Here is a 25,097-nt window from a genome sequence, read left to right as displayed (position 1 = left end):
GGTTCGGTTCTCTCCATCTGTGGACTCTAGTTCTCCTTCACTCAGCTACTACACCAGCGTTCACTCTGGTCATCCGTGACTCAGCACAGCTCACGAAGCGACGCTCGGGAAGTACCGACTGTAATGGGTCGCGATGGTCGATGACGATGTACCGTTCCGAAGCCCCGGAAACACTAGCTAGCGTTCAAAAATCCCGCAACTGCGTGTCCGTCGGCGGAGAGGTTAGAGAAACAACGGGTATCGTTTCGACCCAAATATCGATTCAGGAGTACTTCAGGTTCAACTCAAGTTCATTCGCCGTTCCGAGCAGTAGATCTGGAATCTCCCGATTGAGCCATTCGCCCCTCATCCGGTGACTCGGCCCAGAGACGCTCAGTGCTCCCGCCATCCTGCCCGAACTGTCCACGATAGGAACGCCAACTGCTCGAAGGCCCTCCGTACTCTCCTCATCGTTGACCGCGAACCCCTGTTCACGGATAGTCTCTAATTCGTCGAAAAGTGCGGCTCTGTCCGTAATCGTGTTGTCCGTGAGTGCGGGTAAGCCCCACTGGTCGAGAATTTGTTCGACCTCTTCCACAGAGAGGTTAGCCAGCACCGACTTTCCAGAGGCGGTCGCGTGGAGATATACCTGTTTTCCGAGGCCGGAGTCGGTCCAGACGGCTCGACTACCTGTCTCTCTGTGGAGGTAGACACCACGCCCGTGTTCCTTGACGATGAACTGACATCGCTCCTCGGTTTCCTCGGCTAGTTCTTTCACCTTTGGTTCTATCAATTCGAACGCTTCCTTGCGCTCCTTTGCCGCCTCGCCCAGCTTGAGAAAGCGCGAGCCAAGTTGGTACTCGTCGCCCTCCTTTACCACGTAGCCCATCTCGTACAGTGTCGCGAGGTGGCTGTGTACTGTACTGGCTGCCAGTTCCAGCTCCTCAGCCAGTTCTGTCACCCGTGCTCCGTCCAGTTTTTCGAGTCTTTCGATGATCGCGAACGCGGTTTCAGTCGCGTTGACCGTTCGTCCTCCTTTGCCATGTTGTGACATACCTTATTTGTGGTTCTACACGCAACAACTTATAATTCGCCCCTCTCGAATCGACATCCGCGCCGATAGGGGGTTTCGACGATATTATTTCAATATTTTATCTTCGAAAATGGCGAAATAGCCTCGTTACTCGGGAGATCTACCGCTCTCTCCTCCGATTCGGTAATGGAAAATCGTCTCGATGCTCCGCACTCACTCTCCGATGTGACAATACCCGGGAGTGGCGAATAGAGACGCCGACAGGGCGATTTCTCGTGACTGCTCGAGACTACAGCGTTCGCAGTCTGATTCGGTAATGACGAATACGACTCCTCAATCGATGTCTTCCGGTTGAGTCCCGATTCCCTCGATCCATCCCGGTGGGGTCGCTGCACTCAGCTGGGTGTATTCACGTTTCAGCACCATCGGCGTTCGTTTGAGCGACAGTACTAGGTCGTCGTGCTGATTGTACGCCCGCAACTCGGTCGTCACGATGCCGACGTGTTCTCGAGACTCGCTCTCCCGTTTGTCCACGACTTCGCTCTCCGCGAAGATGGTATCGCCGTGAAACACCGGCCCATGATGCCGAACGTCGTCGTATCCGAGATTCGCGGTCGCATTCTGTGAGACGTCGATGACGCTCATCCCGACGGCCAGCGCGATGACGTACGTTCCGTTGACGAGTCGTTCACCGAACTCGGTCTCCGCGGCGTACCCCTCGTTGAAATGCATCGGATTGAGGTTCATACTGACGTTCGTGAACCAGACGTTGTCGGTTTCGGTTACTGCCCGTAAGGGTGTTTGTAGATGTCCCCGACTTCGAAATCCTCGTAATAGCGTCCTTGCCATCCGGCGATGATTCGTCGGGAGTTCTCGTCGATTCTGTCTGATTCGTCTGTGTCCGATTCGTCTGTGTCTACCATCGTATCAGGTACATAACTGACTGAGTCGGGACTAAAACTTGGTGGAGGTCCGTCAGTAAGAACGAGGGAGGCCGAGCACCTTCTCTCCGACGTAGTTCAACACGAGCTGTTGGGTTATCGGAACCAACCGCGTCAGCCGCGCTTCTCGAAAGTACCGTTCGACGTCGTACTCGGTCGCGACGCCGAACCCGCCGTGAGTCTGAACTGCGGCATCGGCGGCCTCGAAACACGCCTCCGCGGCGAGGTACTTGGACATGTTGGCACGTGCGCCGAGTTCAGTGCTCGACTCGTCGGTCGCATCGGCAGCATCGAACGTCATCTGTTTGGCGGCCTGGACGTGGGCATAGGCGTCCGCGAGTGGGTGCTGTATGGCCTGATTCTTCCCGATAGAACGGCCGAACACCTCGCGTTCGTTAGCGTACTCGACGGCGCGCTCGATAGCCAGTTCGCCGAGCCCGATGCACTCGGCGGCGATGACGAGTCGTTCCTCGTTCAGCCCATCCAGAACCTGGTAGAACCCCGACCCCTCTTCGCCAATCAGGCGTTCTTCAGGGATACGGAGATTCTCGAACCACAGCTCGTAGGAGTGGACGAACTCGCTCACCGACTTGGGAATTTGTTCCATATCCAGCGCGCCCTGTGCCACTGCGTCGTCGAGGTCGACCAGGAACATCGATATCCCCTGTGTATCCTTCTCGACTTCGGATTTGGGTCTGGTACGGGCCACGAGGACGAGATAATCGCTTTGGTCGACCCGGGAGGTCCAAATCTTCTGGCCGTTGATGACGTACGTGTCGCCGTCCTTCTCAGCACGGGTCTGAATCGACGTGGAATCCGAACCCGCGTTGGGCTCGGTCAGACCGAACGCTTGGATCGAGGCTCGTCCGTCGGCCACTCGCGGCAGCAGTTCTGCTTTCAGCGAGTCGCTCCCGTATTCGACGATTGGGACGGAGTTGTAGATGCCACCGTGGACCGCCTGCGCAGCACTGAACCCGCCGCCGTTGGCCGCAATCTCTTCCATCATGACCACGACCTCGCTCGTCTCCATGCCCACGCCACCGTACTCCTCCGGGATGAGCGCTCCCATCCAACCGTTATCGACCAGTTCGTCCACGAACTCGTGTGGGTACACTCCCTCCCGTGCCCGGTCACGCCAGTACGCGCGGTCGAAGTCCTCACAGATCTCCCTGATACTTCGACGCACTAACCGCTGTTGTTCGGATAGTGGGACGGTGTCCCTGAATCGATGTACCATCGATTTTGGGAGTACGGAGTGCCGAGGTATAATTCCGAGGGTTAGCGGGTACGGACCAAGGCGTCGACGACCGCAACTCCTTCCTCACGAACGAGTACCGGATTGAGGTCGAGTTCCGCGACCGACTGACATTCGACCGCGAGGTCACCGACCCGGACGAGCAGGTCGGCCAGTGCGGCCGCGTCGACACTGGACTCTGCGAGGTGTACATCGAGGCTGGCGTCGGCAATCGCGTCCATCGCCTCCTCCGTCGTAATCGGTGGGACCCGTATCGCGCGCTCATCGAACTGTTCGACGAGCGTCCCGCCCGGTCCTACGGCTACCAGGGGCCCGAACTCTGGGTCGGTGGAAATTCCCACGAGCACCTCGACACCATCTTCTATCCGCGGTTGTACCAGAACGCCCTCGATTTCGGCATCAGGGGCTCCGTCGCGAACGTTCGAAAGCACCTCCTGGTAGGCCTCACGGGCCGCGGCCGCCGTGTCGACGTCGGTCTTCACCCCACCGACTCTGGAGCGGTGAGGGACGTCGACCGAATCGATCTTGAGCACAGTCGGGAACCCGAACTCGGACGCGACTTTCACCGCTTCGTCTGGGTCGTCGACTAGCCGCGTCTGGACGGTTTCGATGCCGAACTCCGAGAGGAGATCGACCGACTCGCGCCACGAAAACGCTCTCCCCGCAGGAATCTCGGTTCGTCGGGTGCCACGGTTCAGCCGCTGGTCACGGCGTGACGGACGGTTCGAGAGTCGACTCCGGGTCGCGCCGAACTCCACCAGTGAGGCGAGGGCGTCCATGCATCGACTAGGGTCGTAGAACAGCGGCACTTCCCTTCGAACTCGTTCGTAAGGCTGTGGGTCGTCGAGTTCGTCGGGTTCTTTGCGACCGGTCCAGAGGAACAACACCGGTTCGGTCGCGGCGTCGGCGACTGCGATCAGGTCGTCGGCGATGCTGGCGGCACGCTCGTCGACTGCCGAGAGTCCGATAGCGAACACGTACGCGTCGTACTCGTCGTCTTCGAATAGGATGTCGCCGATTTCGGGGAGGTGGTCCGCGCCGTATCCCCTGATGTCGACAGGATTGTGGAGTTCCCCGAAGGTAAGCAGTCCTTCCACGTCTAGCAGTGCACGCTCCGTGTCCCCCTCGAGCGTCGGAACCGCGAGTCCACGGTCGCTGGCCATATCCGCGAGGAGACTCGCCAGTCCACCGCTCGTGGAGGCGATGCACACCCGATTTGATGTCGGAGGGTCGAACGTCGTGTGAGCGCTCGCCCGCGCGAGCAGGTCCGGGATATCCGGGACCCGTTGGACACCTGCCTGGTCGAACGCGGCGTTCCCAGCCTGGTCGGTACCGACCAGCGACCCGGTGTGTGACATAGCCGCATTCTCGGCTGCCGACGACCCACCTATCTTGACCGCGAGAACAGGCGTCCCCTTCTCGACAGCGGACGTGGTCACCTCCATGAATCGCCGGGGTTCGGCGAGCCCCTCCACGTACGCACAGATGACGTCGACTGCTGGGTCGGCCGCCATGTACTCGACGTAGTCGGTCAGCGTCTGGTCAGCCTCGTTGCCGGTCGAGACGATGTGTGAGAACGCGAGATTCTCGTCCGCTGCGCGCTCGAAGAAGGTGGTAAACGCCAGGGCTCCGGAGTGGCTGATCAGTCCGACGTTTCCCGATGCAGGTTTCCGCGAGCAAGTACTGGTCAACACCGCCTCCTCGCGGGCGTTCACCAGTCCGATGCAGTTGGGGCCACAGACCCGGACGTCGTGTTCCGTGGCAACGGCGGCCAGTTCGTCCTGCAGTCTGGCACCCTCGTCGTCAGCCTCTGCGAACCCTGCCGTAATGACGAGTGCAGCTGGGACTCCTCGTTTGCCTGCCTCGGAGACGACTTCGACCACGTAGTCGCGCGGGACGCTGACGACCGCCAGGTCGACCACTTCAGGCACGTCTGCGATAGTGTCGTAACACGTGCGGTCCCAGGCTGTGTCGCGGTTCGGATTGACGGGGTACACCGCCCCGTCGTACCCGTAGTCGATTAGGTTATCCATCAGTTGTGAGGAATACCACGAATCAGGACTGGCCCCGACCACGGCGACCGAGTCGGGTGCGAACAGCGGGTCGAGGTCTGGCCGCTCACGGTTCTTGTCGTCACTCATCGTCCACGCTCCCCCCGAACGCGCCACCCGCTCGCCATTCGTCCAGCCTGGTCTGGTCGTCGGCGATGTCCGTGAATACCTCGTCGGTGTGTTCGCCCAGTCGTGGTGCAGGGTTGCGTATCTCGGTTTCAAAATCGGGGAAGTTGACGGGATGACCGGGTATCGTAACGTCCCCACCGTCGGGGTCGTCGTGCGTTCGAACGAGTCCCCGCGCTCGGGCCTGCTCGTGGTCCAGAACTTCTGCGACGTCGTTGAGCGGTCCGTTCGGAAACCCGTGTTCGGTCAACTCGGACAACCAGTAGTCGGTCGAGTGTTTCGCGAACTCCTCCTGTATCATCGAAACGACTGTCTCCTCGTTTTCGACGCGTTCGTCGTTGGTTTGGTACGAGCGAAGTTCCTCGCGGCCGACGACGTCCACGAAGTCGTCCCATCGGTCGTCGCTCGGAACACCAGTGACGACGTGTCCGTCGGCAGTCTCGAACAGTTGGTACGGCACGAGCGACTGGTGCGAGGTGCCCTGTGGACCGGGCACCTCGCCGGTCATCGAGTGGAACGTCAGGTATTCGTTCATGAGACTGACGATGGTGTCGAACAGACCCACGTCGAACTTTCCGACGAATTCGCCGCTATCGATTTCGTCCGTCGCGTCTTGCCGGTCGCGCTCGTGTAGACGAGCCAGGACCGCGATCGTCGCGAACATCCCTGCGCCTAGGTCGCCGACGGCTTGTCCGACCTTGACCGGTTCGCCGCCCTCGGGTCCGGTCACGCTCATGATACCGCCTTCGGCCTGCAGGATGAGATCCAGACCCTTCTTTTCCTTCGAGGGCCCCGTCTCGCCGTATCCCTTGATGCTGGCGTATATTACGTCGTCGTTCACCTTACGGACGTCCTCGTAGCCGATACCGAGCTTTTCTGTGACGCCGTAACCGAAATTCTCGACGAAGACGTCCGCCTCGGCGAGCAGTTCGAGCGCCGCTTCTCGGCCGGCATCGGTTTTCAAATCGAGCGTAACGGACTTCTTGTTCCGATTGTTGGCCATGAAATAGCCCGACTTGCCTGCCGGGCCCGGTCCCTGGTCGCGTGCCGGGTCGCCGACGCCCGGGCGCTCTATCTTGACGACCTCGGCACCGAGGTCGGCGAGCAACGCCCCGCAGAAGGGTCCGGCTCGGTGGGCAGTCATCTCTACGACAGTCAGGTCTGATAGCGGCCCGTGTGCCGACATAACGTACCAACGCATTTCCGAGCATAAAAAGATTTACCGGCTACTTTTCGTTGAATTTGTCTACTAGCTCTCGGCGTTCGTCGGTGGCGAACTGCTCCCACCAGAGGTCCGCTTCGTACTTCCTCGCCGTCTCGATGTCGGGGGCGTCGGCGGCGTAATTGATAGCTCTCTTGGAGTTCTTGACTGCCATGCGGCCGGTGTCCTGGATACTGTCGACGATTTCCGTGACTTTCTCGTCCAGGCTCCCGGACGGAACAGCGTGGTTTACCAGTCCGATTCGGTGGGCCTCCTCAGCGTCGACGTATCCGGCCGTGAAGACGAGTTCCTTGGCCTTGGCCTCGCCGACCAGTTGAACCGCCCGGTAGGTCGACCCGCCAGTTGGAATCTGACCGATGTCGCAGGTGGGGACGCCGAACCGCGATTTTTCCGTAGCGACTCGCATGTCGCAGTACATCGCGAGTATCAGCCCACCGCCCACGCAGTATCCGTCTATCTTGGCGATGACTGGTGCGTGAAGCTCAAGCGGAGCACGGTAGATTTCGTAGAACAGCTTCTGGCGATCTTTCTGACGTGGGTCGTGTTCCTCGGCGGTCCCGGCGTACTGTTCGATGTCTGCACCGGCCGAGAAGGCGTCGTCACCCTCCCCGGTGATGACGACGGCGTCCACGTCGCGGTCGAGTTGGAGTTCGTCGAACGCTCGCTGGAGGTCCAACATCACCTCGGTGTTGAGAGCGTTGTATTTCTCGGGTCGGTGAAACTCGATAGTGGCGACGCCATCGGAGACGTCTACCGTAATGCTCTCGTAGGAGCTGTAATAGGCCATACACGAATCGGATACACAATCAGCCAAGAAAGAGCTTTGGGTGACAATCACAGTCATCGTCTGTCTCTACCGAACGTTTCAGAGGGTTCGTCCCGAGGTTGACGACGATTCGGCCTGAATCGTCGTCAACCGTTCGTGCGCTTGTACTGGGCGATCTGGTCGCGCCACCGATCCGGTATCGGGCGCGATTCGCCGCTCGAACGGTCGAACACCACTTGCACCGTCTCGGCCATAGCTGTGACACCCTTCTCGGTTCGGAGTTTGTACTCCATCGGGATGCTCGACTCTCCGAGATTTCCGATTCCGAGCGCTACCGTGACCGTCTCGTCGGCCGTGATGGGACGCCGGTACTCCATCGAGAGGCTCACCAGAACCGTGTCCACTCCGGCGAGCGAGAGGTCGAGAACGTCGGCGTAGTAGTCGGCGCGCGCCTGCTCTAAGTAAGTAGCGTAGACGGCGTTATTGACGTGGCCCATCGCGTCGAGGTCACGGAACCGAACGTCGAGTTCGGTCGCGTACTCGTAGTTCGACATGGTGTATTCACGTCTGGGGGAGTATTCATTCTTGTCACGCCGTCGTCCGCACCTACACGGTCACCGTTTTATCGACCGATACACGCTCGGACGCTCCCCCTCTTTATTTTATCACTGAGGGATACCGTACCCGTATGCGTCGACGCTCACGATTTGAAAAATGGTCACGAAACGAGGCGGAATCGACGTCGGTCAATCGGCGGGATCGGAGATGACGGAAGCCGACAGCACCGAACGACCCTTGGATGGCGTCCGCGTGCTCGACTGCACTCAGATGCTCTCGGGACCGTTCGCCACTCAGTTGCTCGCAGACCTCGGTGCCGAGGTGGTCAAGATCGAACGCCCGGAAATCGGCGACATCACGCGAGCAGTCGGTCCGTCGGTGGGCGATTCGGACGTGTCGAGTTACTTCGCGTCGCTCAACCGGGGCAAGCGAAGCGTCGAACTCGACCTCTCGACCGCCCCCGGCGCTGCGGCGTTCGAGCGCATCGCTGCGGCCGCCGACGTCGTGGTCGAGAACTACCGGCCGGGAACCATGGCGGAGTGGGGCCTGGAATTCGAGGACCTCCAAGTGGTCAACGAGGAGTTGATATACTGCTCGATATCGGGGTTTCTAGAGGGCTCCAACCGCGATCTCGCGGCGTTCGATATGGTCGTGCAGGCCTTGAGTGGAAGCATGAGCGTGACGGGGGAGGCCGACGGTCCCCCGGCGCGTCCGGGGATTCCGATTGGGGACATCAGCGCCGGGATGTACGCTGTGCTCTGTGTCGTGATTGCGCTATACGTCCGTGACCGGCACGGCGGCCAGCGCATCGAGGTACCGATGTTCGAGGGCCTTGTCTCATGGCTGACCGAGCGGGCCGGCCGGACGCTCGCCACCGGCGACCCGTATCCGCGGATGGGAACGGCCCACCCCTCGCTCGCGCCGTACCGAGCGTTCGAGACCGCCGACGGCTGGTTCGCGGTCGCCGTCGGAAGCGAGGGGACGTGGGAAGCGTTCTGTGACGCCATCAACCGGCCGGACCTGGTCGACGATCCACGGTTCACAACGAACGCCGACCGGGTCGAGCACCGCGAGGAACTGACCGCGGCGTTGGAACCGCTGTTCGCCGAGCGATCCGCCGACGAGTGGTTCGACCTGTTCCGCGACTCCGACGTTCCGGGCGCGCCGATCCGAGATACCGCCGAGGTGTTCGAGGATCCGCAACTCCGCGAGAGCGAAGTGACCAGCGACCTGTCACTCGGCGGCGTCGACATGCCGCTGGTCCAGTTCCCGGCCCGATTCTCCGACATTGACACGGGGACGAGCCGCGAGCCGCCGCGTTTGGGGGAACACACGGACGACGTCCTCGACCAAGTGCTTGACGAGGATGCTCGTCATTCGGTTCGCGACGGCGGTTCGTGATTCACGGCGACGAATCGAACGCGTATCACATCGGGTAGACGATACCGACAACGACGAGCCTGGTTCCAGCCGTCGCGAGGTGGTGTTTCATCGTGTGGTTTACTATCATGGGGAAAGTTTCAGTACGGTCGACTCCGACGTGGCGTGCATGGAAGTCGCCACCGTTGAAGCGATTCCGCTCCGCAGAGACCTTGGAGAACGATTCGCCAACGCCCAGAAGTGGATCGACAGCCGTGAGTACTGCCTCGTTCGGGTCGAAGCCGACGACGGGAAGGTCGGGTGGGGGGAGTGTTGGGGACCGACGGCGGGCAACCGTGAACTCGTCGAGGAGTACGTCGCTCCGTTGCTCGTCGGTCGCGACCCCCGCACTGTCGAGCAGATACACGACGACCTGGTGTACAAGTTGCGGTCGTCGTACCACTCCTACGTCCCCGCCAGCGTCGTTAGTGGTGTGGACATCGCGCTGTGGGACCTCTACGGGAAGGCTGTCGGCACTCCCGTCTCGACGCTCGTTGGTGGCCGGCGACGCGATCGAGTCCGGGCGTACGCGACGGGGCATTTCTGGGGCGATGTCGAGGACTTCGAGGAACTCCGTACCGACGTCGTCGACGAGGCAGAGGGTCACGTCGCGGCGGGGTTCGACGCGCTAAAGAACAAAATCGGTCTCGCGCGCCACTTCGGATGGGGCCCCGAGAAGGACGTGGAACTCGTCCGGGCCATCCGGAACGCGGTCGGCGACGACGTGCGGTTGATGACCGATGCCAACCACGCGTACGACGTCGCTGACGCGAGACGGGTCGCCGAGAGCCTTGCGGACCTCGACGTCTACTTCTTCGAGGAACCAGTGCCACCTCGGAACGTCGAGAACTACGCCACGCTCAACGACGAGGTCGACGTACCGCTTGCGGGCGGTGAATGCTGGGCATTTCAGCACGAGTTCGACCGCGTGCTCGACGCAGGGGCTGTCGGGTACGTTCAACCCGACGTCACCAGTGCTGGCGGCATCACGACGACGAAACGGGTGGTTACGATGGCGAACGCGGCGAACATCCAGTGTTTGCCCCACGTGTTCGGAAGTGCTATCGCGCTCGCCGCCAGCCTCCAGGTACTGGCGACGATTCCCGGCGACCCGATGTTGGAGTTCGACCGCACGCCGAATCCCATCCGCGAAGATCTCGCCGTCGACCCCATCACGAACGACGGCAACGAGGTGCCGATTCCGGACGCTCCCGGCCTCGGCATCGAAATCGACCAGGACGTGCTGGCCGAGTTCCGGGCCGACGTGTAGTGGTATCGGCTGATCGAACCCGTCATCTTCGACCGAGGTTTTTTACGCCATTTCTCCGATTGGTAGTGTATGGCGTACGATATAGCAACCATTCCTGGTGACGGTATCGGTCCGGAAGTCGTCGACGCGGCGCTTCCGTTGTTCGCGGACGCTGCCGAAGCGGAGGGCTTCGAGTTCGAAACTACTCGGTACGATTGGGGTAGTGAACGGTACCTGAACGAGGGTGCCATGATGCCGAATGATGGCCTCGACCGACTGGAAGACTCCGACGCGATTCTGCTGGGAGCGGTGGGCCACCCAGAGGTTCCCGACCACGTCACGCTCCACGGACTGCTGTTGCCTATCCGTAAGGGGTTCGACCAGGGTATTTGTAAGCGCCCCTCGGTTCTGTTCGACGGTATCGAAAGTCCGCTGCGCGGTTACGACGGCGGCGACATCGATTTTGTCGTCTATCGTGAGAACACCGAGGGAGAGTACGCTGATATCGGTGGACGCGAACACAGCGGGTTCGACAACGACGTGGCGATTCAAAGTGGTGTATTCACGCGCGATGGAACCGAGCGAATCGTCCGTGCTGCATTCGAAGCTGCGACCGAGCGTGAGAAGAAGTTAACCAGCATCACCAAATCCAACGCGCAGGCCTACAGCATGGTATTCTGGGACGAAATCGTCGAGGAAGTTGGTGCGGAGTACTCCGAGGTCACAGTCGAACGCCTGCTGGTCGACGCCGCGAGCATGGACTTCATCCGCCGCCCCGAGGAGTTCGACGTGGTTGTGGCGTCGAACCTGTTCGGAGACATTCTGACCGACATCGGTGCCATCGTCACCGGAAGCATGGGTCTCGCACCCTCGGCGAACATCGTTCCCGATGGCGGCTACCCGTCGATGTTCGAACCGGTACACGGTAGCGCGCCCGACATCGCCGGGCAGGGCGTCGCCAATCCTCTCGCGACTGTTCTCTCGGGGTCGATGCTCTTCGAACACTTTGGCGAACAGCCGGCAGCCGACGCCCTCTGGAACGCAGTTGCAGAGCAGGTGGCCGACCCAGACGCACCTCGGACGCCCGACCTCGACGGACAGTCGACGACTGAAGATGTGATCGCCGACCTCCGTAAGCGGCTGGCAGACTGAGCGGAGATTCTGTCAGTCTGTAGTTCGGTCGTTTTCACCGTCTGTGTCACTCCCCGGTTCAGCAGAACTAGAGAGTCCGCCGCTGATCCCGCTGTCGGTGTCCGAAGTCGTACCAACAGCCACTGAAGCGGGCGAAGTCGGCAGGAACAGGTAGAGCACCGAGGAAATTGCAGTGACACCCGCAAGCACCAGAAACGCCTCGTCGAACCAGTCCCACTCTGCGAGGACGCCGACGAACAGCGACCCCAGCGCGCCGACCGCGAGATAGAACGTCCGGAACAGCCCGTACCCCGCCCCCTGAATCTCGTCCGGTAACAGCGCTGCCACGTATCCGTTACCGACGGGGCCGATTCCGAGTCGGGTCCCGAGTAGCGCGAGCAGTGCTGCGAGGGCCACAGTTCCGCCGACGAACGGAAGCAGTCCGACCGTGACCACTCCGACGCCCGCGAGCGCGGCGAGCACGGTTCGCTCGCCGTATCTGTCGGCGGCGTTGCCTGCGAACCACTGAGAGACCGCCCCGCTCGCGTAGAACAGTCCGTAAAGCACTGATGCGGTTCCCTGCGTTAGTCCCTTAACGTCGATGAGGTAGGTCGGGAGGAAGGCAGTGATACCCTGATACGTGAATAGGATCAGCGTCATCGCGACCCACGCGAGCACCACGTGACGATCGGTCATGCCGCGGAAGAGCCGGATGGCGGTTCGGCGGGTGAACTGCTCGGCTGCACGGGTTTCTCCATCCGCTCGATTCGGGACGTAAGACCACAAGCCGAACGCGACCAGCACGAGTGGGAGGACGACGAAGCCGAATCCGGCCCGCCAGTGGAACCACAGCGCCAGCGCCCCCGCGACGAGCGGCAGCCCCGCCGCGCCGAGGTTGCCGACGGCGAAGGTGGCTCCGAGCGCCGTCCCATCACGGTCGGGGTAGATGCGCGACAGCACCGTCACCCGCGGCGGGGCGTAGAGGCCGGAGCCGAGACCGAACAGTACGCCGCCGAGGACGAACACCGAAAACGAAGGTGCGACGGTCAGGGCGGCGGCCCCGGCGGCGGTGACGACCGTGCTCGCGGTCAGCGTTATCCGCTCGCCGATCCGGTCGATCATCATCCCGGCGGGAAACTGTGTCACCGCGTACGCTCCCCAGAGTACCGAAACGAGCAACCCGGCGGTCGCGTTGTCGATGCCGAACGCCGATTTGACCTGTGGAAGGAGCGCGGGGAGGACGATACGAGTGCCGAGCACCAACAACCACCCCGTGGCCACGACGACGAGGACGCGCCCCCGGCCGTCTCCGCGGAGCGCGTCCACTCCACGGCGGACTCTGGCTGCAACTCGGTTCACGACGTCTAGCGCCATCATGACTCGTGTGGCTTCAACCGCGGCTTACGGAATGCATCGGTCAAGTCGGTGACGGAGTGGATCTCGAGTTCGCGCGTGATTTCGACGATTTCTCGTCGCGTATCGCCATCGACCCCCGACGACCGTGCCAGCGTATCGAACTTCTCTGTCACGCCGTCCCAACCCAGCGGTTTCTCGGGTTCGCCCAGCGCAGTCTCGACGACCCGTTCGTAGGTTTCGTCTTCCGTCTCGACGACGACCCGTGCGGCCCACTGATTCGGAAATCGCGACTGGACAACGTCTGTCGACACCATTTCGGTTGCATCCATCAACTCGCGGAGTTCGGCGTCGTCAAGGTGTGACTGAGCGTCGAGGAAAGCCGCCAGTCCTGCCTCACCGGTCGACATCGCGAGGGCGGCACCGAACGGCATGCTGAACTGGCAGTCGACGAAGTTCGACGGTCGACGCTTGCGCTCGATGGGGTCGCCGGTCAGTCGCACGCCTGCTTCAGGAAGGTCGACAACCACTGATGCTACCGCATTCGAGTCAATCTGTGCTCCGATTTCGGTGAGTGCGTCGAGCGCAGAGTGCATGTACCGACAGCACGGGTACGGTTTCAGCGCAGTCTCCAGCACGGCGTAGTCGTCACCGAGTCGGTCGAACGCCGCGGGGTTGGGGTCGTCCGTGTACCCGGCGAGGAAACCGTACTCCCCCTCGATGGCCGCATCCGCGCCTCGGAATCCGGCCGCGGCCAGCGAGACGGCGGTGACTCCACGTCGTGCGGCCAATCCCGGGTGAAGACGCTTGTTCCACGCGCCGTTCGACAGGAACTGCAACGATCCGGCGGCCTGACTGCCGCCGACACCGAACGCTGCCTCGAATTCGCCGACCGAGAGTCCCGCTACCACGCCTGCGGCAGCGATAGCGCCGAACGTACCGCAGGTAGCCGTTCCGTGGAACCCCCGGTCATAATGAGCGTCCGGGTTGACGGCTCGGCCGAGGATGCAGGCGACATCGAACCCCGCCGACACGCCGGCGAGAACCTGTTCGGTGGTCGCCCCGTCGCGTTCAGCCACTGCGAGGGCGGCCGGAATCACCGGGGCACCGGGGTGGAGCGACGACTCGCGGTGGGTGTCGTCGAAGTCGAGGCTGTGGGCGAGCGCCCCGTTGACCGCGGCGGCACGGTTCGGTGAGCAGTGCTCGCCCGTTGCAACTACCGTCGCCTCGCCTCCCTCTCCATTACTAACCAACCCCTCGAAAATCGACGGTGTCGATGCAGCGTGTTCGTGCGCGCCGAGTGTGACTCCGAGCCAATCGAGGACGTGACGCTTGAGTTTCTCCCGTACGTCGGCGGGCAGGTCGTCGAAACTCGACTCCTCGCAATGCGCCGCCAGTCGGGCGGTCGCGTCAGTCGTTGTCATACGGAATGCGATGAGGTTTCAAAGAATAAACGTGGGGGTTAGTTTTCCTCGCCGCGAATGACGTTCGTCGGCGTCTCGAGAGTGAAATGGTACTTGCCGAGACCGATACACACCAGCGCAACCGCGGTGAACGGGAGTGCAACGAACGTCAGTGAGCCCGCGATGGCTGCGAGCATGACCCACATCCACCGGACGCGCTGTCGAGCCCAATGGACGCCGATCGCCTGAAACGCCGTTACTCCGGTGAATTGCACCCCCGCGAGAACGATTTCGTACGGCTCGTAGCCGTAGAACAGCCCTTGCGAGACGGAGTACCAAAGGAACACCGTCCCGACGAGCGTGATGAGTGTCGCCGTCATCAGCGATCCCGCCCCGAGGGCGACGACCCACCCCGGAACCCGCGCGAGAAGATGCGTGTCCTCCTCTGGGACGTGCTGGTCCGCGTGGTCCTCGACGACGTCGCGGTCGTTCTCGTTCCCGGCCGTCCCGTCCCGGAATCGATCCGGCGTAGTGTTTTCGTCTGTCATAGTGTCGACAGCGTCATTCGTCGGGAATCGCTCCGGCATCTCTGAGCGTTTCGATGTCCTCGTCGGCGTACCCCAACTCGCGGAGGATCGATTCCGTGTCCTCACCGAGGAGCGGCGGGGCATCTTGGAAGCCGGACTCCGCGTTGTTGAAATTGAGGGGATGTTCGATGACCGGCATCTCTCCGGCCGCCGGGTGGTCCGTCGTCGACAGCACGTTCCGGGCATCCACCTGTTCATTGTGGAGCGCCTCGTCGACGCTGTACACCGGTCCGACGGGGAGGCCGTGTTTGTCAGCGAGCAGTTCGATCCACTCTTCGGTTCGCTGCTGTTGGAAGACGTTCGACAGCACCGCCTCTAGTTCGGCCATGTTCTCGACGCGGTCGGCGTTGGTCTCGAATCGCGGATCGTCGGCCAGGTCGGGCCGGTCGATGGCATCGCACAACTCTGTCCAGAGCTTCTGGTTCGCCGCCGCGACGCTGAGATGACCGTCCGCCGTCGGGTATACCTGATACGGTGCGAGCACAGGGTCTTTCGTCCCCATCCGCTTCGGCTCCTCGCCCGCGAACGCCTTCCCTGCCTGTTTGGTCAACCACGGGAGCGCAGCATCCAGCATACCGAGTTCGACCTTATCGCCTTCGCCGGTCAACTGGCGACGATACAGCGCGCCCACGATACCGAACGCAGCCCACATCGCGGTGATGAGGTCAGTCTGGGGTAACCCGACCTTCACCGGGTCACCGTCTTCGGGCCCGGTGACGTCCATGATTCCGCTCATTCCCTGGACAAGCAGGTCGTACCCTGGGCGGTCGCTCCACGGCCCTGAGTTGCCGAACGCCGAGATGGAGCAGTAGACGAGTTCGTCGTTGCATTCGCGAAGATCCTCGTACCCGACGCCGAGTCGATCGGCAGTTCCCGGACGGTAGTTCTCGATGAACACATCGGCCTCACCTACCAGGTCGTAGAGCACCGATAATCCCTCGTCGCTCTTGAGGTTTAGTTCGACGCTCTTCTTGTCGTAGTTCACCGTCCAGAAGTAGGGTGATTCGCCGCGGTCGGATGCGGTCTTTCCCGGTCCGTCGTACCCGTCGGCGTCGACGAACGGCGGTCCTGAGTGACGGTTGTCGTCGCCGATCTCTGGGCGTTCGATCTTAATGACTTCGGCGCCCTGATTCGCGAGCATGAGCGAGCAGAATCCGCCTGTGACGAACGTCGAGAGGTCGAGAACCCGAACTCCGTCGAGGATACCCGACGTAGCATAGTCGTTGCCATCGGTTGACCGTGACATGCATGACGAATGACCGACCAATCGGATAAGATTTTGCATCGGATTGACTCCTAATGACAATTCAATGACTACTGACCATGCAAGAGTTTATAACTTTGTGGTATGTGTTAGCCAGTATGGGGCAGACTAACCAGGCCCACGATCGAGACGGTGGTTCCGAGTGGGTCACGAATCACCCGCTGGGAGCGGCAATCGTCGTGTACGCCCTTCTGAGTATCCCGTTCTACTTCTGGCTCGAAGGGCCGGTCGGAACCGCAGGAACGATCGACGGATCGATCGTCGTCGCCGGACTCGTCCTCGGTTCTATCATGTTCGTACCGATTATCAAAGCAGTGCTCACCAACCGATTCGGTGCGAGCCGAGTACGAGCCGGTCCGGAGGCGGAGTGAGTACCGATGGCGAGACATCAAATCAAGAATCGCGTGATACCAAACAACATAAACACACTGCTCAACCATGGTTGATGCAAATCTCGATGACGTCCGAAAGACGTTCAATGACGGACAGGTAATCGCGGTCGACGATATCGACCTCCACATCGACGAAGGAGAACTGCTCGTCCTCGTCGGGCCGTCCGGGTGCGGCAAGTCGACGACGCTTCGCTGCATCGCCGGACTCGAGGTACCCGACTCGGGTACTATCACGTTCGGCGGTCACGACGTGACCGAACTGCCACCGAAAGATCGTGCCATCTCGATGGTGTTCCAGAACTATGCGCTGTACCCATCGATGACAGTGTACGAGAACATGGCGTTCGGGCTGAAGATGCGCGATGCCGACAGGGAGACGATCGACGAACAGGTTCGATGGGCTGCAAACATCATGGAGATCGGCGACTTACTCGATCGATACCCGAACCAGTTGTCCGGCGGCCAACAACAGCGCGTGGCACTCGGACGCGCGATTGTCCGTGACCCTGCACTGTTTCTCCTCGACGAACCGCTCAGCAACCTCGACGCGAAGCTTCGCGCGGTGATGCGAACCGAGATCCAGGAACTGCAACAGGAGCTCGACGTGGCGACGGTTTTTGTCACGCACGACCAGGAGGAAGCGATGAGCATGGGCGACCGCATCGCAGTGATGAACGCCGGGCGGATCGAGCAGATCGCACCCCCCGAGGATATCTACCACGATCCCAACAGCTTGTTCGTGGCCGACTTTATCGGGAGTCCGTCGATCAACTTCTTCGAGATGCGCTTCGACGGAAATTCGGTCGGCGGCGACGAGTTCGACGTCGAGTTGCCAGATGCAGTCGCCGAGGAACTCCGCAACGGACTCCCGGGTGAGGACGTCATCCTCGGTATTCGACCGGGTAACCTCAACATCACTGACCCCGGCGCCGGCCTCATCGACATCGAAATCGAGGTTGTCGAACCGATGGGCGACACCAAGATCCTCTACTTTGACGTAGGCGATCGCCGGGTGAACGCGGTCGTCCAGTCAACCGAACGGGTGACGGAGGGCGACACGGTCGGATTGGAAGTCGAATGGCCGAACGTCCACTTCTTCAGCCCGGAGGGCCCGAAAGTCGTAAAGTGGATGCACGCGACCGAAGGTACCGTCCCCAGCACGTCCAGCCCGATGGACGAGGGGGTTCGAACCGACGGCTCCACCACAGGCGCACACGAGGAGGAGGGGTGATCCATGGCGACGGTTTCTGATGAAATCGCGCAACGTGACCGATCCTTCTTCGACCGGTTGCTCGAGGAGTACGGCGGGCTCCAGGGTATCCTGTTCCTGCTGCCGACGCTCGTGTTGCTGACAGGGATCGTCTTCTATCCCATGGTAGTCAACGGGCTTCTGTTGAGCTTCAAGCAGTTCACGCTCGATCCGAACGCGACTGACCCGTGGGTTGGTTTCGAGAACTACGAGTACTGGCTGTTCGGCGCGGGACAAAACCTATTCCTGTTCAGCATCAAGATGACGCTGCTCTACGAACTCGTCGTGGTTCCGTTCGACCTCGTGGTCGCGCTCGCGGCCGCGCTCGTGATGAACGAGACCCTCCCCGCTCGCCCGTTCTGGCGGGGACTGATGCTGGCGGGGTACGCCAGTCCAGCAATTGCCGCCGGACTGACGTTCGGAATCATGGAGCAGGCTGCTACTTACGGTATCGTCTACAACACTCTCAACATGTTCTTCAACATCCCCGCGTCCGGCGGAATCACCTCGAACACGCCCTGGGCGTTCTGGGGGGTCATCATTGCGAAGGTGTGGCGTGACTTCGGGTTCATGTACGTCGTGTTTCTCGCTGGTGTTCAATCGATACCGAGTGAGTTATACGAAATCTCGAAGGTCGATGGCGCGGGCCCGGTGCAGCGGTTCCGCTACATCACGCTGCCCCACCTCCGAACCGTCATTGTCACAGTCGTGATGATTCGGACGGTGTTCACCGTCGGGAAGGTGGCGATACCGTGGGCCGTTACGCAGGGCGGTCCGGTCAACTACACGACGTTCCTCGGGGTCGCCATCTTCAAGTCGGCGTTCCTCGACTGGAGTATGGGCGAGGCCGCAGCGCTGGGAATGCTGTTCGCGGTCGGCATCATCCCGCTGATCCTCATCTGGGTGCGCACCGAAACGGAGGACTACTGATGAGCACTGATACAGACACGCGATTCGAGTTCGAAACAGACCGAGGGAGACTGTCCTGGGAGACACACTACAAGCCGGTGCTGAAGTACATCTCCCTGGCGGTGCTGATGGTGTGGATGCTGCTGCCGGTGTACTATACTTTCGCGAACTCGCTGAAAACTCCCGAGATGATATTCACGACGCCGCTGGGGATTCCGTTCATCACCTTCGACCCGGTCGCCTGGAGCGGTCGGAACGCATGGCGAACGATGTGGTCCGCATTTCCGTTCGTGGAGTACACGTTGGCGACGTTTATCGTCAGCGTCGGAACCGCTGGGTTGGCAACGGTCTCGGCGGTGTTCGCCGCATACTCGTTTGCACGGCTCGATTATCCGTTCAAGAACTCGTTGTTCGTGTTGAGCGTTGCTGGGTTCATGTTCCCGGTCGTTCTGTTGGCGATCCCCATCTTCGTCCTGATGCAGCAACTGGGACTGCTGAACACCTACATCGGGATGATTCTGGCGTTCACTGCGTTCACGTTACCGTACAACATCTGGCTCCTCAGGGGGTTCTTCGAAGACCTCCCAGACAACTTGGAGGAGTCCGCTCGGGTGGACGGCTGTACGCAGATCGGTGCGTTCTTCAGGGTCATCTTGCCGCTGTCGCGTCCGGCGCTCGCGTCGGTGTTCCTGCTGGCGTTCCTCTTGGCGTGGCACAACTACCTGATGGCGTTCATCATCGGTCAGGACCCGCTGCACACCACGCTCGCGCCGGCGCTTCTCGAACTGAAGGGGACGTTCTTCGTCCGGAACTTCCACTTCATCATGGCCGGGACGTTCCTCTCGATGATCGTTCCGATCACCATGTACATGTACCTGCAGAAGTACCTGGTCGAAGGACTCTCGTCGGGTGGCGGTGTCAAGGGCTGAATCGGTTCGCCGCCTCTCGTTCCGCGTTCCATCTCTTTTTGACTCGACTGGTGATCGACGATGAGCGAGGGTCGTCTCCGGTACGTCGAGACACTCGTTCGCACCGTTGAAATTAATAGCTCGGTAGAGTACCCGCGGAAGAACAGTTCGTCGCTCCGTCGCTCGACGGTCGCTACTTCTTGGAAGACTTCCCCACGTCGACCGTCCACTCCTGGGTCTGGTCGACTTCTTCGGTCCGCCACTCTTCGAGTTTATGGCTGACTATCGAGATTAGGTACCCGAGGGCAAGCATGATAATCGAGAGGATGAACAGTCCACTGTTCGCGTTCGGTTCGTTGGCGAGCGCGAACTGGGGGATGAGGATCTGGCCGGTGTGTTGCCAGTCGAAATACAACCCAGCCAGAAACAGCACTCCGGCGACTACGTATAGGATTTTCGCCGCTAAATCGAGGTAGTCCGACGCGTCCGTTCTACCGACACCTGACCGTACGGTCTGGCCTGACATACCATGACATACAGGGATGGCCATCATAAACGTTGCGTCGGCCGGACTCCCTACCGATTGGTGTGTCCATCATCCTATTGAGATGTGCTGACGGTCAGAAAATTACAGCAAAAGTTTATGATAGACTGTCTCGATGTTCATTGTGGTGGGGAGTTACCAAATGACACAGCAACAAGACGTTGCCCCTGAGGCAACGGACAATAGTACGATTGATAGGCGAAATTTCCTCAAAGCCGCCGGAGCCGGCGCAACGGCGACCGGACTCACGGGCTACGTGGGGCTGCAGGGTAATCCGACGCTGAACGTCTGGTTGTCGTATTACACCGAGGGGAAGACGAAAAAGCAGTACACCGACGAGTTGGTGAAACAATACCAGAACGAAACCGGGACGACAATCAACGTTACTGGGGTCCCGTATACCGACGTCGTGACGAAGTTCCGGTCGGCCCGCGCCGCCGGGAACGTCCCACACCTCGTCGAGGTGATGACGCGGCCCGGTATCCTCGCCGGCGGTGCTGGCTTGGTCGTCAACGACCTCTGGGAGAGTTCGTCGCTGGCCGATAAGACGTCAGACAAGATTATGAACGGTCATCGGGTCTGGGGCGCTCAATCGACGGGGAAGAAGGGCAACCTCGTGACGTTCCCGCTCGGGTTCCGGCCGTACTTCACCGCGTGGCGGACTGACTGGCTCAATCAAGCCGGTATCGACCCGACCGAAGTCAATCACGAGGCTGGGAGCCTCCACTGGTACGACGACATGCCGGGAATCTACGACAAGCTCAAACAGACCCAGTTGGCCAACAACCAGGGAGCTGCTCCGGATACGACCGGGATGAAACAGAGCGACGAGGAGTACTTATCGCTGTATATCCCCCAGCACGGCGGGTCGATGTCCGGTGTCGTCAATCTCAAAGGAACAAAGGCCACGATCGATAGTAAGGAGGCCCGCAGGGCCATCAAGATGCAGTTCGACTACATTGACCAGGGATATTTCCACCAGAACTCGATCAACCACGGCGACGAGGAGTCGACGACTCTACACTGGTCGGGGAAGATCGCCGGAAATCACATCCAGGACTCGACCGACCTGTGGGGCGATTACCTCGAAGAACAAGGGCAAGCGATGCGAAACGGCCAGTACACATGGGGGCTGCCGATGAACGCGGGCACGAAAGCCGCGCTCGCGTGGCTCCCGTCGCTGGGCTTCATCAGCGACGCATTCAACAACCAGCAGGAAAAGGACGCCGCGGTCAAGTTCATCGAGTGGTGGGTCGGCGACAGCGACCGGGCAGTGCAGAACTCGAAGAATCTCGGATTCGTTCCTGTTTCACCGGCGCAGATCAAGAACGAGAACTTCTTCGGCCAGTCGGAGATGCACACGGAGTTCTGGCGCGGTGCGTGTCTCAAGACGCTCAATCAGTTCGATCCGGCGGTCATCCCGGCGGTTCCAGGCGCGAACGCCATCACCTACGAGATTCCACGCGGAATGCACCAGCGAATCGCTCAACAGCTACAGCAAGGGACGGGGTTGGATCAGGCCGTCAATCAAGCGACGTCGCAGGCGGCGACCGAGATCAACCGGCTCCTACAGCAGAACCAGTAACCACACGCCGTTTTTTCGCAGTAGACGCTGCTAGCCGTGCTGGCGACTATCGCGGTCGCCGTCAGCCCAGTACTCGATTCGAGTGGAACCGAAATCGATTGAAAACATCCAATAATTATTAATTACACAGGAGACTGATTAGATATCTGTGGGGAAGATTTAAGATTTCCACGATTTAATGGGATAGTGGGTTGTTAACTCGTGGCAAGAAGGCGTTACACGAACTTCGACTCGGAGCACCGCTCCGTCGATCGCCGCCGGTTTTTGAAAGCGGCGGGCGCAGCAGCGACGGTAACTGGACTCGCCGGCTGTTCCGGCGGCGGAAACAACAATCAAGGAGGAACCACCGGTAATACGGGCAAACAGACGCTGAACGTCTGGTTGTCGTACTACACCGAGGGGAAGACGAAAAAGCAGTACACCGATAAAATCGTCAAACAGTTCCAGAAGGAGACCGGAACGCAGATCAACATCACGGGCGTTCCGTACACGGACGTCACGAAGAAATTCCGTGCAGCCCGTGCGAGCGGGGACGTCCCGCACCTCGTCGAGGTGATGACGCGGCCCGGCATCCTCGCCGGTGGTGCTGGTATGGTCGTCAACGACCTCTGGGAGAGTTCGTCCTTGGCCGATAAGACAGCCGACACCATCATGAGCGGCCATGAAGTGTGGGGCGCTCAATCAACGGGGAAGGAGGGCAACCTCGTGACGTTCCCGCTCGGGTTCCGGCCGTACTTCACTGCGTGGCGGACCGACTGGCTCAAGCAAGCCGGTATTGATCCGAGCGAAGTGAACCACAAAGCAGGAAGCCTCCACTGGTACGACGATATGCCGGGGATCTATGACAAGCTCAAGCAGACCCAGATGGGTAAAAAGAAGGGAGCTGCCCCGGATACGACCGGGATGAAACAGAGCGACGAAGAGTACCTGTCGCTGTACATCCCCCAACACGGCGGATCGATGTCCGGCGTCGTCGACCTCAAAGGGAAAAAAGCCACGATCGATAGTAAGGAGGCCCGCAGGGCCATCAAGATGCAGAAGGACTACATTGACCAGGGCTACTTCCACCAGAACTCGATCAATCACGGCGACGAGGAGTCGACGACCCTACACTGGTCGGGGAAAATTGCGGTCAACCACATCCAGGACTCGACCGACCTGTGGGGCGACTACCTCGAAGAACAGCAGAAGCCCATGGAAAACGGCCAGTACACATGGGGGCTGCCGATGAACGCGGGCACGAAGGCGGCGCTCGCGTGGCTCCCGTCGCTGGGATTCATCGGTGACGCGTTCTCCAATCAGAAGGAAAAGGACGCCGCGGTCAAGTTCATCGAGTGGTGGGTCGGCGACAGCGACCGGGCGGTGCAGAACTCGAAGAACCTCGGGTTCGTCCCGGTCTCGCCGGATCAGATCCAGAAGGAGGATTTCTTCGGGCAGTCGGAGATGCACAAAGAGTTCTGGCGCGGCGCGGCGATGAAAACGCTCAAGCAGTTCAAGCCGGCTGTTATCCCGGCGGTGCCGGGTGCCGACGCTATCACATACGAGATTCCCCGGAAGATGCACCAGCGCATCCTGCAACAGAACACGAGCGTGGAGAAGGCCACGTCGATGGCCGCCAAGGAGATCAATCAACTACTCCAGAAGAACCAGTAAGTTCGAGAGCGAATGCGACTGCGTCGGTGCGAACAGTGACGCGACTCAGTCGACGATGTACCTCGCGGCCCTTTCTCCGGCGATTCGACCGAACACGGCTGCGTTCGTCAGCCCTGTCCCGCCCGGGTAGTTGTCGTAGAACAGTCCGCCGACGCTGTTGCCGGCGGCGTACAGTCCCGGGATCACTCGGTCGCGGGTGTCGAGGACCTCCGCATCCGCATTGGTCGCTACCCCGCCGAAGGCGAACGTGATACCGCCGGTGACCCCGTAGCCGTAGAACGGGGGATCATCGACCGGAAGCGCCCAGTTCGACTTCGGCGGCGTCACCTCGGTGGTCGCGTTGCCGTCGAGCACTTGCGGGTCGAACGTGCCGGGGTCACAGGCGGCGTTGTACTCCTCAACGGTGGCGACGGCGGCGTTGGGGCTCTCACAGCCCAATCGTTCGAAGACGTCACAGAGATCGTCACCGACCGTGGGGTCGGACGGGCCGGTCGCGTCGATCTCGTCGATGGTTTTCGAATCGACCAAGATGAAGGCCTCGTGCTTCGGTTGCTCGAATATCTTCTGTCCGAACTTTGCGTACGTGTGTGCGCGCGCATCCTCGCCCTCGTCGACGAATCGGTCGCCCTCGTGGTTTACCAGCAACCCGTACTGGTAGCCGTCGATTCGGTTGGTTCCGCCCTCCACGTCCGGTGCGGCCGCGTCGATGAGCGCCATGTGGGCGCCGCCCCACTGACCCACCGCCTTGGCACCGATGTCCAGCGCCATGTCGATCGCTTCCCCGGTATTGTACCGGCTTCCCCGAACGGTCATCGCGTCGTAATCCGGTCCGTAGTAGCGCGTGCGCTTTTCCGGGCTCGACTCGTACCCTCCGGCGGCGATTATCGCGGCCTCGCAGTCGAACCGAACGAATCCGTCGTCGGTCACCGCGTCGACGGCCGTTATTCGTCGATCGGCCGATTGTTCTAGTCCTCTCGCCTCTGCGTCGTAGTAGACGTCCGCGCCCGCATCGGTCACTGCATCGACCAGTGTATCGACCATCTCCTCACCGTCGAACCACGTCCGAGCGACGGTGTATCCGGAGTTGAGCGGGGTCATGTCCCAGTCGACGCCGAGTTTGGTCAGCCACTCTATCGTCTCGCCCGCGTTCTCTACTAACGTATCGGCGAGTTCCTCGTCGGCCCGCCCGTTCGTCTGGGCCATGATGTCGTCGTAGAACTCCGACACCGTGTAATCGGGGATATCGAACTCGTAGCCGTACTCCAAGAGGTCAGCGTCCGCCGACGGCACTCGGAAGGACTCTGTGAATCGGGTATGCCCACCACGTCGACCGGCGGGTGACTTCTCCAGTAACGCGACGCTTCGACCGACCTCCGCGGCCCGGACACCAGCTGCCAACCCGGCCATACCACATCCGACCACGACCACGTCGTACTCCTCGCGTCGCTCCGGGACGATTCGCTCGCTGCCATCTTTCACTGACATCGCCCGTATCATGCTCGACAATCACAATCAAACTA

21 protein-coding genes and 1 pseudogene are annotated in these 25,097 nt (G+C 60.7%); 9 read left to right on the top strand and 13 right to left on the bottom strand.

Features of this window, described 5'->3' with window-relative positions:
* Positions 1 to 262: 262 nt before the first annotated feature.
* The 7 genes and pseudogenes from ACR3FF_RS15715 to ACR3FF_RS15685 form a co-directional block, all read right to left on the bottom strand.
* Positions 263 to 1,033 carry an IclR family transcriptional regulator gene (locus ACR3FF_RS15715; RefSeq protein ID WP_458189034.1) on the bottom strand — a complete coding sequence of 257 codons (771 nt, stop codon included), beginning with the start codon at positions 1,031 to 1,033 and terminating at the stop codon, positions 263 to 265.
* 312 nt (positions 1,034 to 1,345) lie between these two features.
* A pseudogene (locus ACR3FF_RS15710) lies at positions 1,346 to 1,935 on the bottom strand (MaoC family dehydratase).
* 52 nt (positions 1,936 to 1,987) lie between these two features.
* The gene (locus tag ACR3FF_RS15705; protein ID WP_458189032.1) at positions 1,988 to 3,190 is read right to left on the bottom strand and encodes an acyl-CoA dehydrogenase family protein; all 1,203 of its coding nucleotides are present in this window, start codon (positions 3,188 to 3,190) and stop codon (positions 1,988 to 1,990) included.
* A 41-nt stretch (positions 3,191 to 3,231) separates the two neighbouring features.
* Entirely contained in the window at positions 3,232 to 5,349 is a 2,118-nt protein-coding gene (locus ACR3FF_RS15700) for an acetate--CoA ligase family protein (protein ID WP_458189031.1), read from the bottom strand.
* Entirely contained in the window at positions 5,342 to 6,571 is a 1,230-nt protein-coding gene (locus ACR3FF_RS15695) for a CaiB/BaiF CoA transferase family protein (protein ID WP_458189030.1), read from the bottom strand. Before ACR3FF_RS15695 ends, ACR3FF_RS15700 begins: the two co-directional genes overlap by 8 nt.
* Before the next feature lie 40 nt (positions 6,572 to 6,611).
* Positions 6,612 to 7,394 (bottom strand): enoyl-CoA hydratase/isomerase family protein, encoded by a 783-nt coding sequence (locus ACR3FF_RS15690; protein ID WP_458189029.1) that lies wholly within the window; start codon positions 7,392 to 7,394, stop codon positions 6,612 to 6,614.
* A 125-nt stretch (positions 7,395 to 7,519) separates the two neighbouring features.
* Positions 7,520 to 7,927, bottom strand: a complete 408-nt coding sequence (locus ACR3FF_RS15685) for an acyl-CoA thioesterase (RefSeq protein WP_458189028.1) — start codon at positions 7,925 to 7,927, stop codon at positions 7,520 to 7,522.
* Positions 7,928 to 8,138: 211 nt separating this feature from the next.
* On the opposite strand from ACR3FF_RS15685, the gene ACR3FF_RS15680 reads away from it, so the two are divergent.
* The 3 genes from ACR3FF_RS15680 to ACR3FF_RS15670 all read left to right on the top strand — a co-directional run bounded on the left by ACR3FF_RS15680 (position 8,139) and on the right by ACR3FF_RS15670 (position 11,751).
* Entirely contained in the window at positions 8,139 to 9,332 is a 1,194-nt protein-coding gene (locus tag ACR3FF_RS15680; RefSeq protein ID WP_458189036.1) for a CaiB/BaiF CoA transferase family protein, read from the top strand.
* Positions 9,333 to 9,480: 148 nt separating this feature from the next.
* The gene (locus ACR3FF_RS15675) at positions 9,481 to 10,620 is read left to right on the top strand and encodes a mandelate racemase/muconate lactonizing enzyme family protein (protein WP_458189027.1); all 1,140 of its coding nucleotides are present in this window, start codon (positions 9,481 to 9,483) and stop codon (positions 10,618 to 10,620) included.
* A gap of 69 nt (positions 10,621 to 10,689) precedes the next feature.
* Complete coding sequence (locus tag ACR3FF_RS15670; protein ID WP_458189026.1) at positions 10,690 to 11,751, top strand: isocitrate/isopropylmalate dehydrogenase family protein; 1,062 nt, start codon at positions 10,690 to 10,692, stop codon at positions 11,749 to 11,751.
* A gap of 12 nt (positions 11,752 to 11,763) precedes the next feature.
* Here ACR3FF_RS15670 and ACR3FF_RS15665 read toward each other — a convergent pair whose 3' ends face one another.
* The 4 genes from ACR3FF_RS15665 to ACR3FF_RS15650 are packed head-to-tail and all read right to left on the bottom strand — an operon-like array spanning position 11,764 to position 16,319.
* Complete coding sequence (locus ACR3FF_RS15665; RefSeq protein ID WP_458189025.1) at positions 11,764 to 13,104, bottom strand: MFS transporter; 1,341 nt, start codon at positions 13,102 to 13,104, stop codon at positions 11,764 to 11,766.
* Positions 13,104 to 14,507 (bottom strand): MmgE/PrpD family protein, encoded by a 1,404-nt coding sequence (locus ACR3FF_RS15660; RefSeq protein WP_458189024.1) that lies wholly within the window; start codon positions 14,505 to 14,507, stop codon positions 13,104 to 13,106. The genes ACR3FF_RS15665 and ACR3FF_RS15660 overlap by 1 nt, the downstream gene beginning before the upstream one ends.
* A 38-nt stretch (positions 14,508 to 14,545) precedes the next feature.
* Complete coding sequence (locus tag ACR3FF_RS15655) at positions 14,546 to 15,034, bottom strand: hypothetical protein (RefSeq protein WP_458189023.1); 489 nt, start codon at positions 15,032 to 15,034, stop codon at positions 14,546 to 14,548.
* A 13-nt stretch (positions 15,035 to 15,047) separates the two neighbouring features.
* The gene (locus ACR3FF_RS15650) at positions 15,048 to 16,319 is read right to left on the bottom strand and encodes a CaiB/BaiF CoA transferase family protein (protein ID WP_458189022.1); all 1,272 of its coding nucleotides are present in this window, start codon (positions 16,317 to 16,319) and stop codon (positions 15,048 to 15,050) included.
* Positions 16,320 to 16,435: 116 nt separating this feature from the next.
* Here ACR3FF_RS15650 and ACR3FF_RS15645 point away from each other — a divergent pair, with 116 nt between their 5' ends.
* The 4 genes from ACR3FF_RS15645 (at position 16,436) to ACR3FF_RS15630 (ending at position 19,816) form a co-directional block, all read left to right on the top strand.
* Entirely contained in the window at positions 16,436 to 16,708 is a 273-nt protein-coding gene (locus tag ACR3FF_RS15645) for a hypothetical protein (protein WP_458189021.1), read from the top strand.
* Between the two features lie 67 nt (positions 16,709 to 16,775).
* Positions 16,776 to 17,960, top strand: coding sequence for an ABC transporter ATP-binding protein (locus ACR3FF_RS15640; RefSeq protein WP_458189020.1), 1,185 nt, complete (start codon positions 16,776 to 16,778; stop codon positions 17,958 to 17,960).
* Positions 17,961 to 17,963: 3 nt separating this feature from the next.
* Complete coding sequence (locus ACR3FF_RS15635) at positions 17,964 to 18,908, top strand: carbohydrate ABC transporter permease (protein WP_458189019.1); 945 nt, start codon at positions 17,964 to 17,966, stop codon at positions 18,906 to 18,908.
* The gene (locus ACR3FF_RS15630; RefSeq protein WP_458189018.1) at positions 18,908 to 19,816 is read left to right on the top strand and encodes a carbohydrate ABC transporter permease; all 909 of its coding nucleotides are present in this window, start codon (positions 18,908 to 18,910) and stop codon (positions 19,814 to 19,816) included. Before ACR3FF_RS15635 ends, ACR3FF_RS15630 begins: the two co-directional genes overlap by 1 nt.
* A 172-nt stretch (positions 19,817 to 19,988) precedes the next feature.
* Here ACR3FF_RS15630 and ACR3FF_RS15625 read toward each other — a convergent pair whose 3' ends face one another.
* Positions 19,989 to 20,321: a hypothetical protein gene (locus tag ACR3FF_RS15625; RefSeq protein ID WP_458189017.1), complete on the bottom strand. Its 333-nt coding sequence runs from the start codon at positions 20,319 to 20,321 to the stop codon at positions 19,989 to 19,991.
* A gap of 160 nt (positions 20,322 to 20,481) precedes the next feature.
* On the opposite strand from ACR3FF_RS15625, the gene ACR3FF_RS15620 reads away from it, so the two are divergent.
* The gene (locus tag ACR3FF_RS15620) at positions 20,482 to 21,924 is read left to right on the top strand and encodes an ABC transporter substrate-binding protein (RefSeq protein ID WP_458189016.1); all 1,443 of its coding nucleotides are present in this window, start codon (positions 20,482 to 20,484) and stop codon (positions 21,922 to 21,924) included.
* Positions 21,925 to 22,125: 201 nt separating this feature from the next.
* Positions 22,126 to 23,577, top strand: coding sequence for an ABC transporter substrate-binding protein (locus tag ACR3FF_RS15615; protein WP_458189015.1), 1,452 nt, complete (start codon positions 22,126 to 22,128; stop codon positions 23,575 to 23,577).
* A 45-nt stretch (positions 23,578 to 23,622) separates the two neighbouring features.
* Here ACR3FF_RS15615 and tcuA read toward each other — a convergent pair whose 3' ends face one another.
* Positions 23,623 to 25,062 (bottom strand): FAD-dependent tricarballylate dehydrogenase TcuA, encoded by a 1,440-nt coding sequence (gene tcuA / locus ACR3FF_RS15610; RefSeq protein ID WP_458189014.1) that lies wholly within the window; start codon positions 25,060 to 25,062, stop codon positions 23,623 to 23,625.
* Positions 25,063 to 25,097 lie beyond the last annotated feature (35 nt).

Source organism: Haladaptatus ordinarius (assembly GCF_054177595.1).
This window is presented reverse-complemented; position numbering and strand designations above follow the sequence as displayed.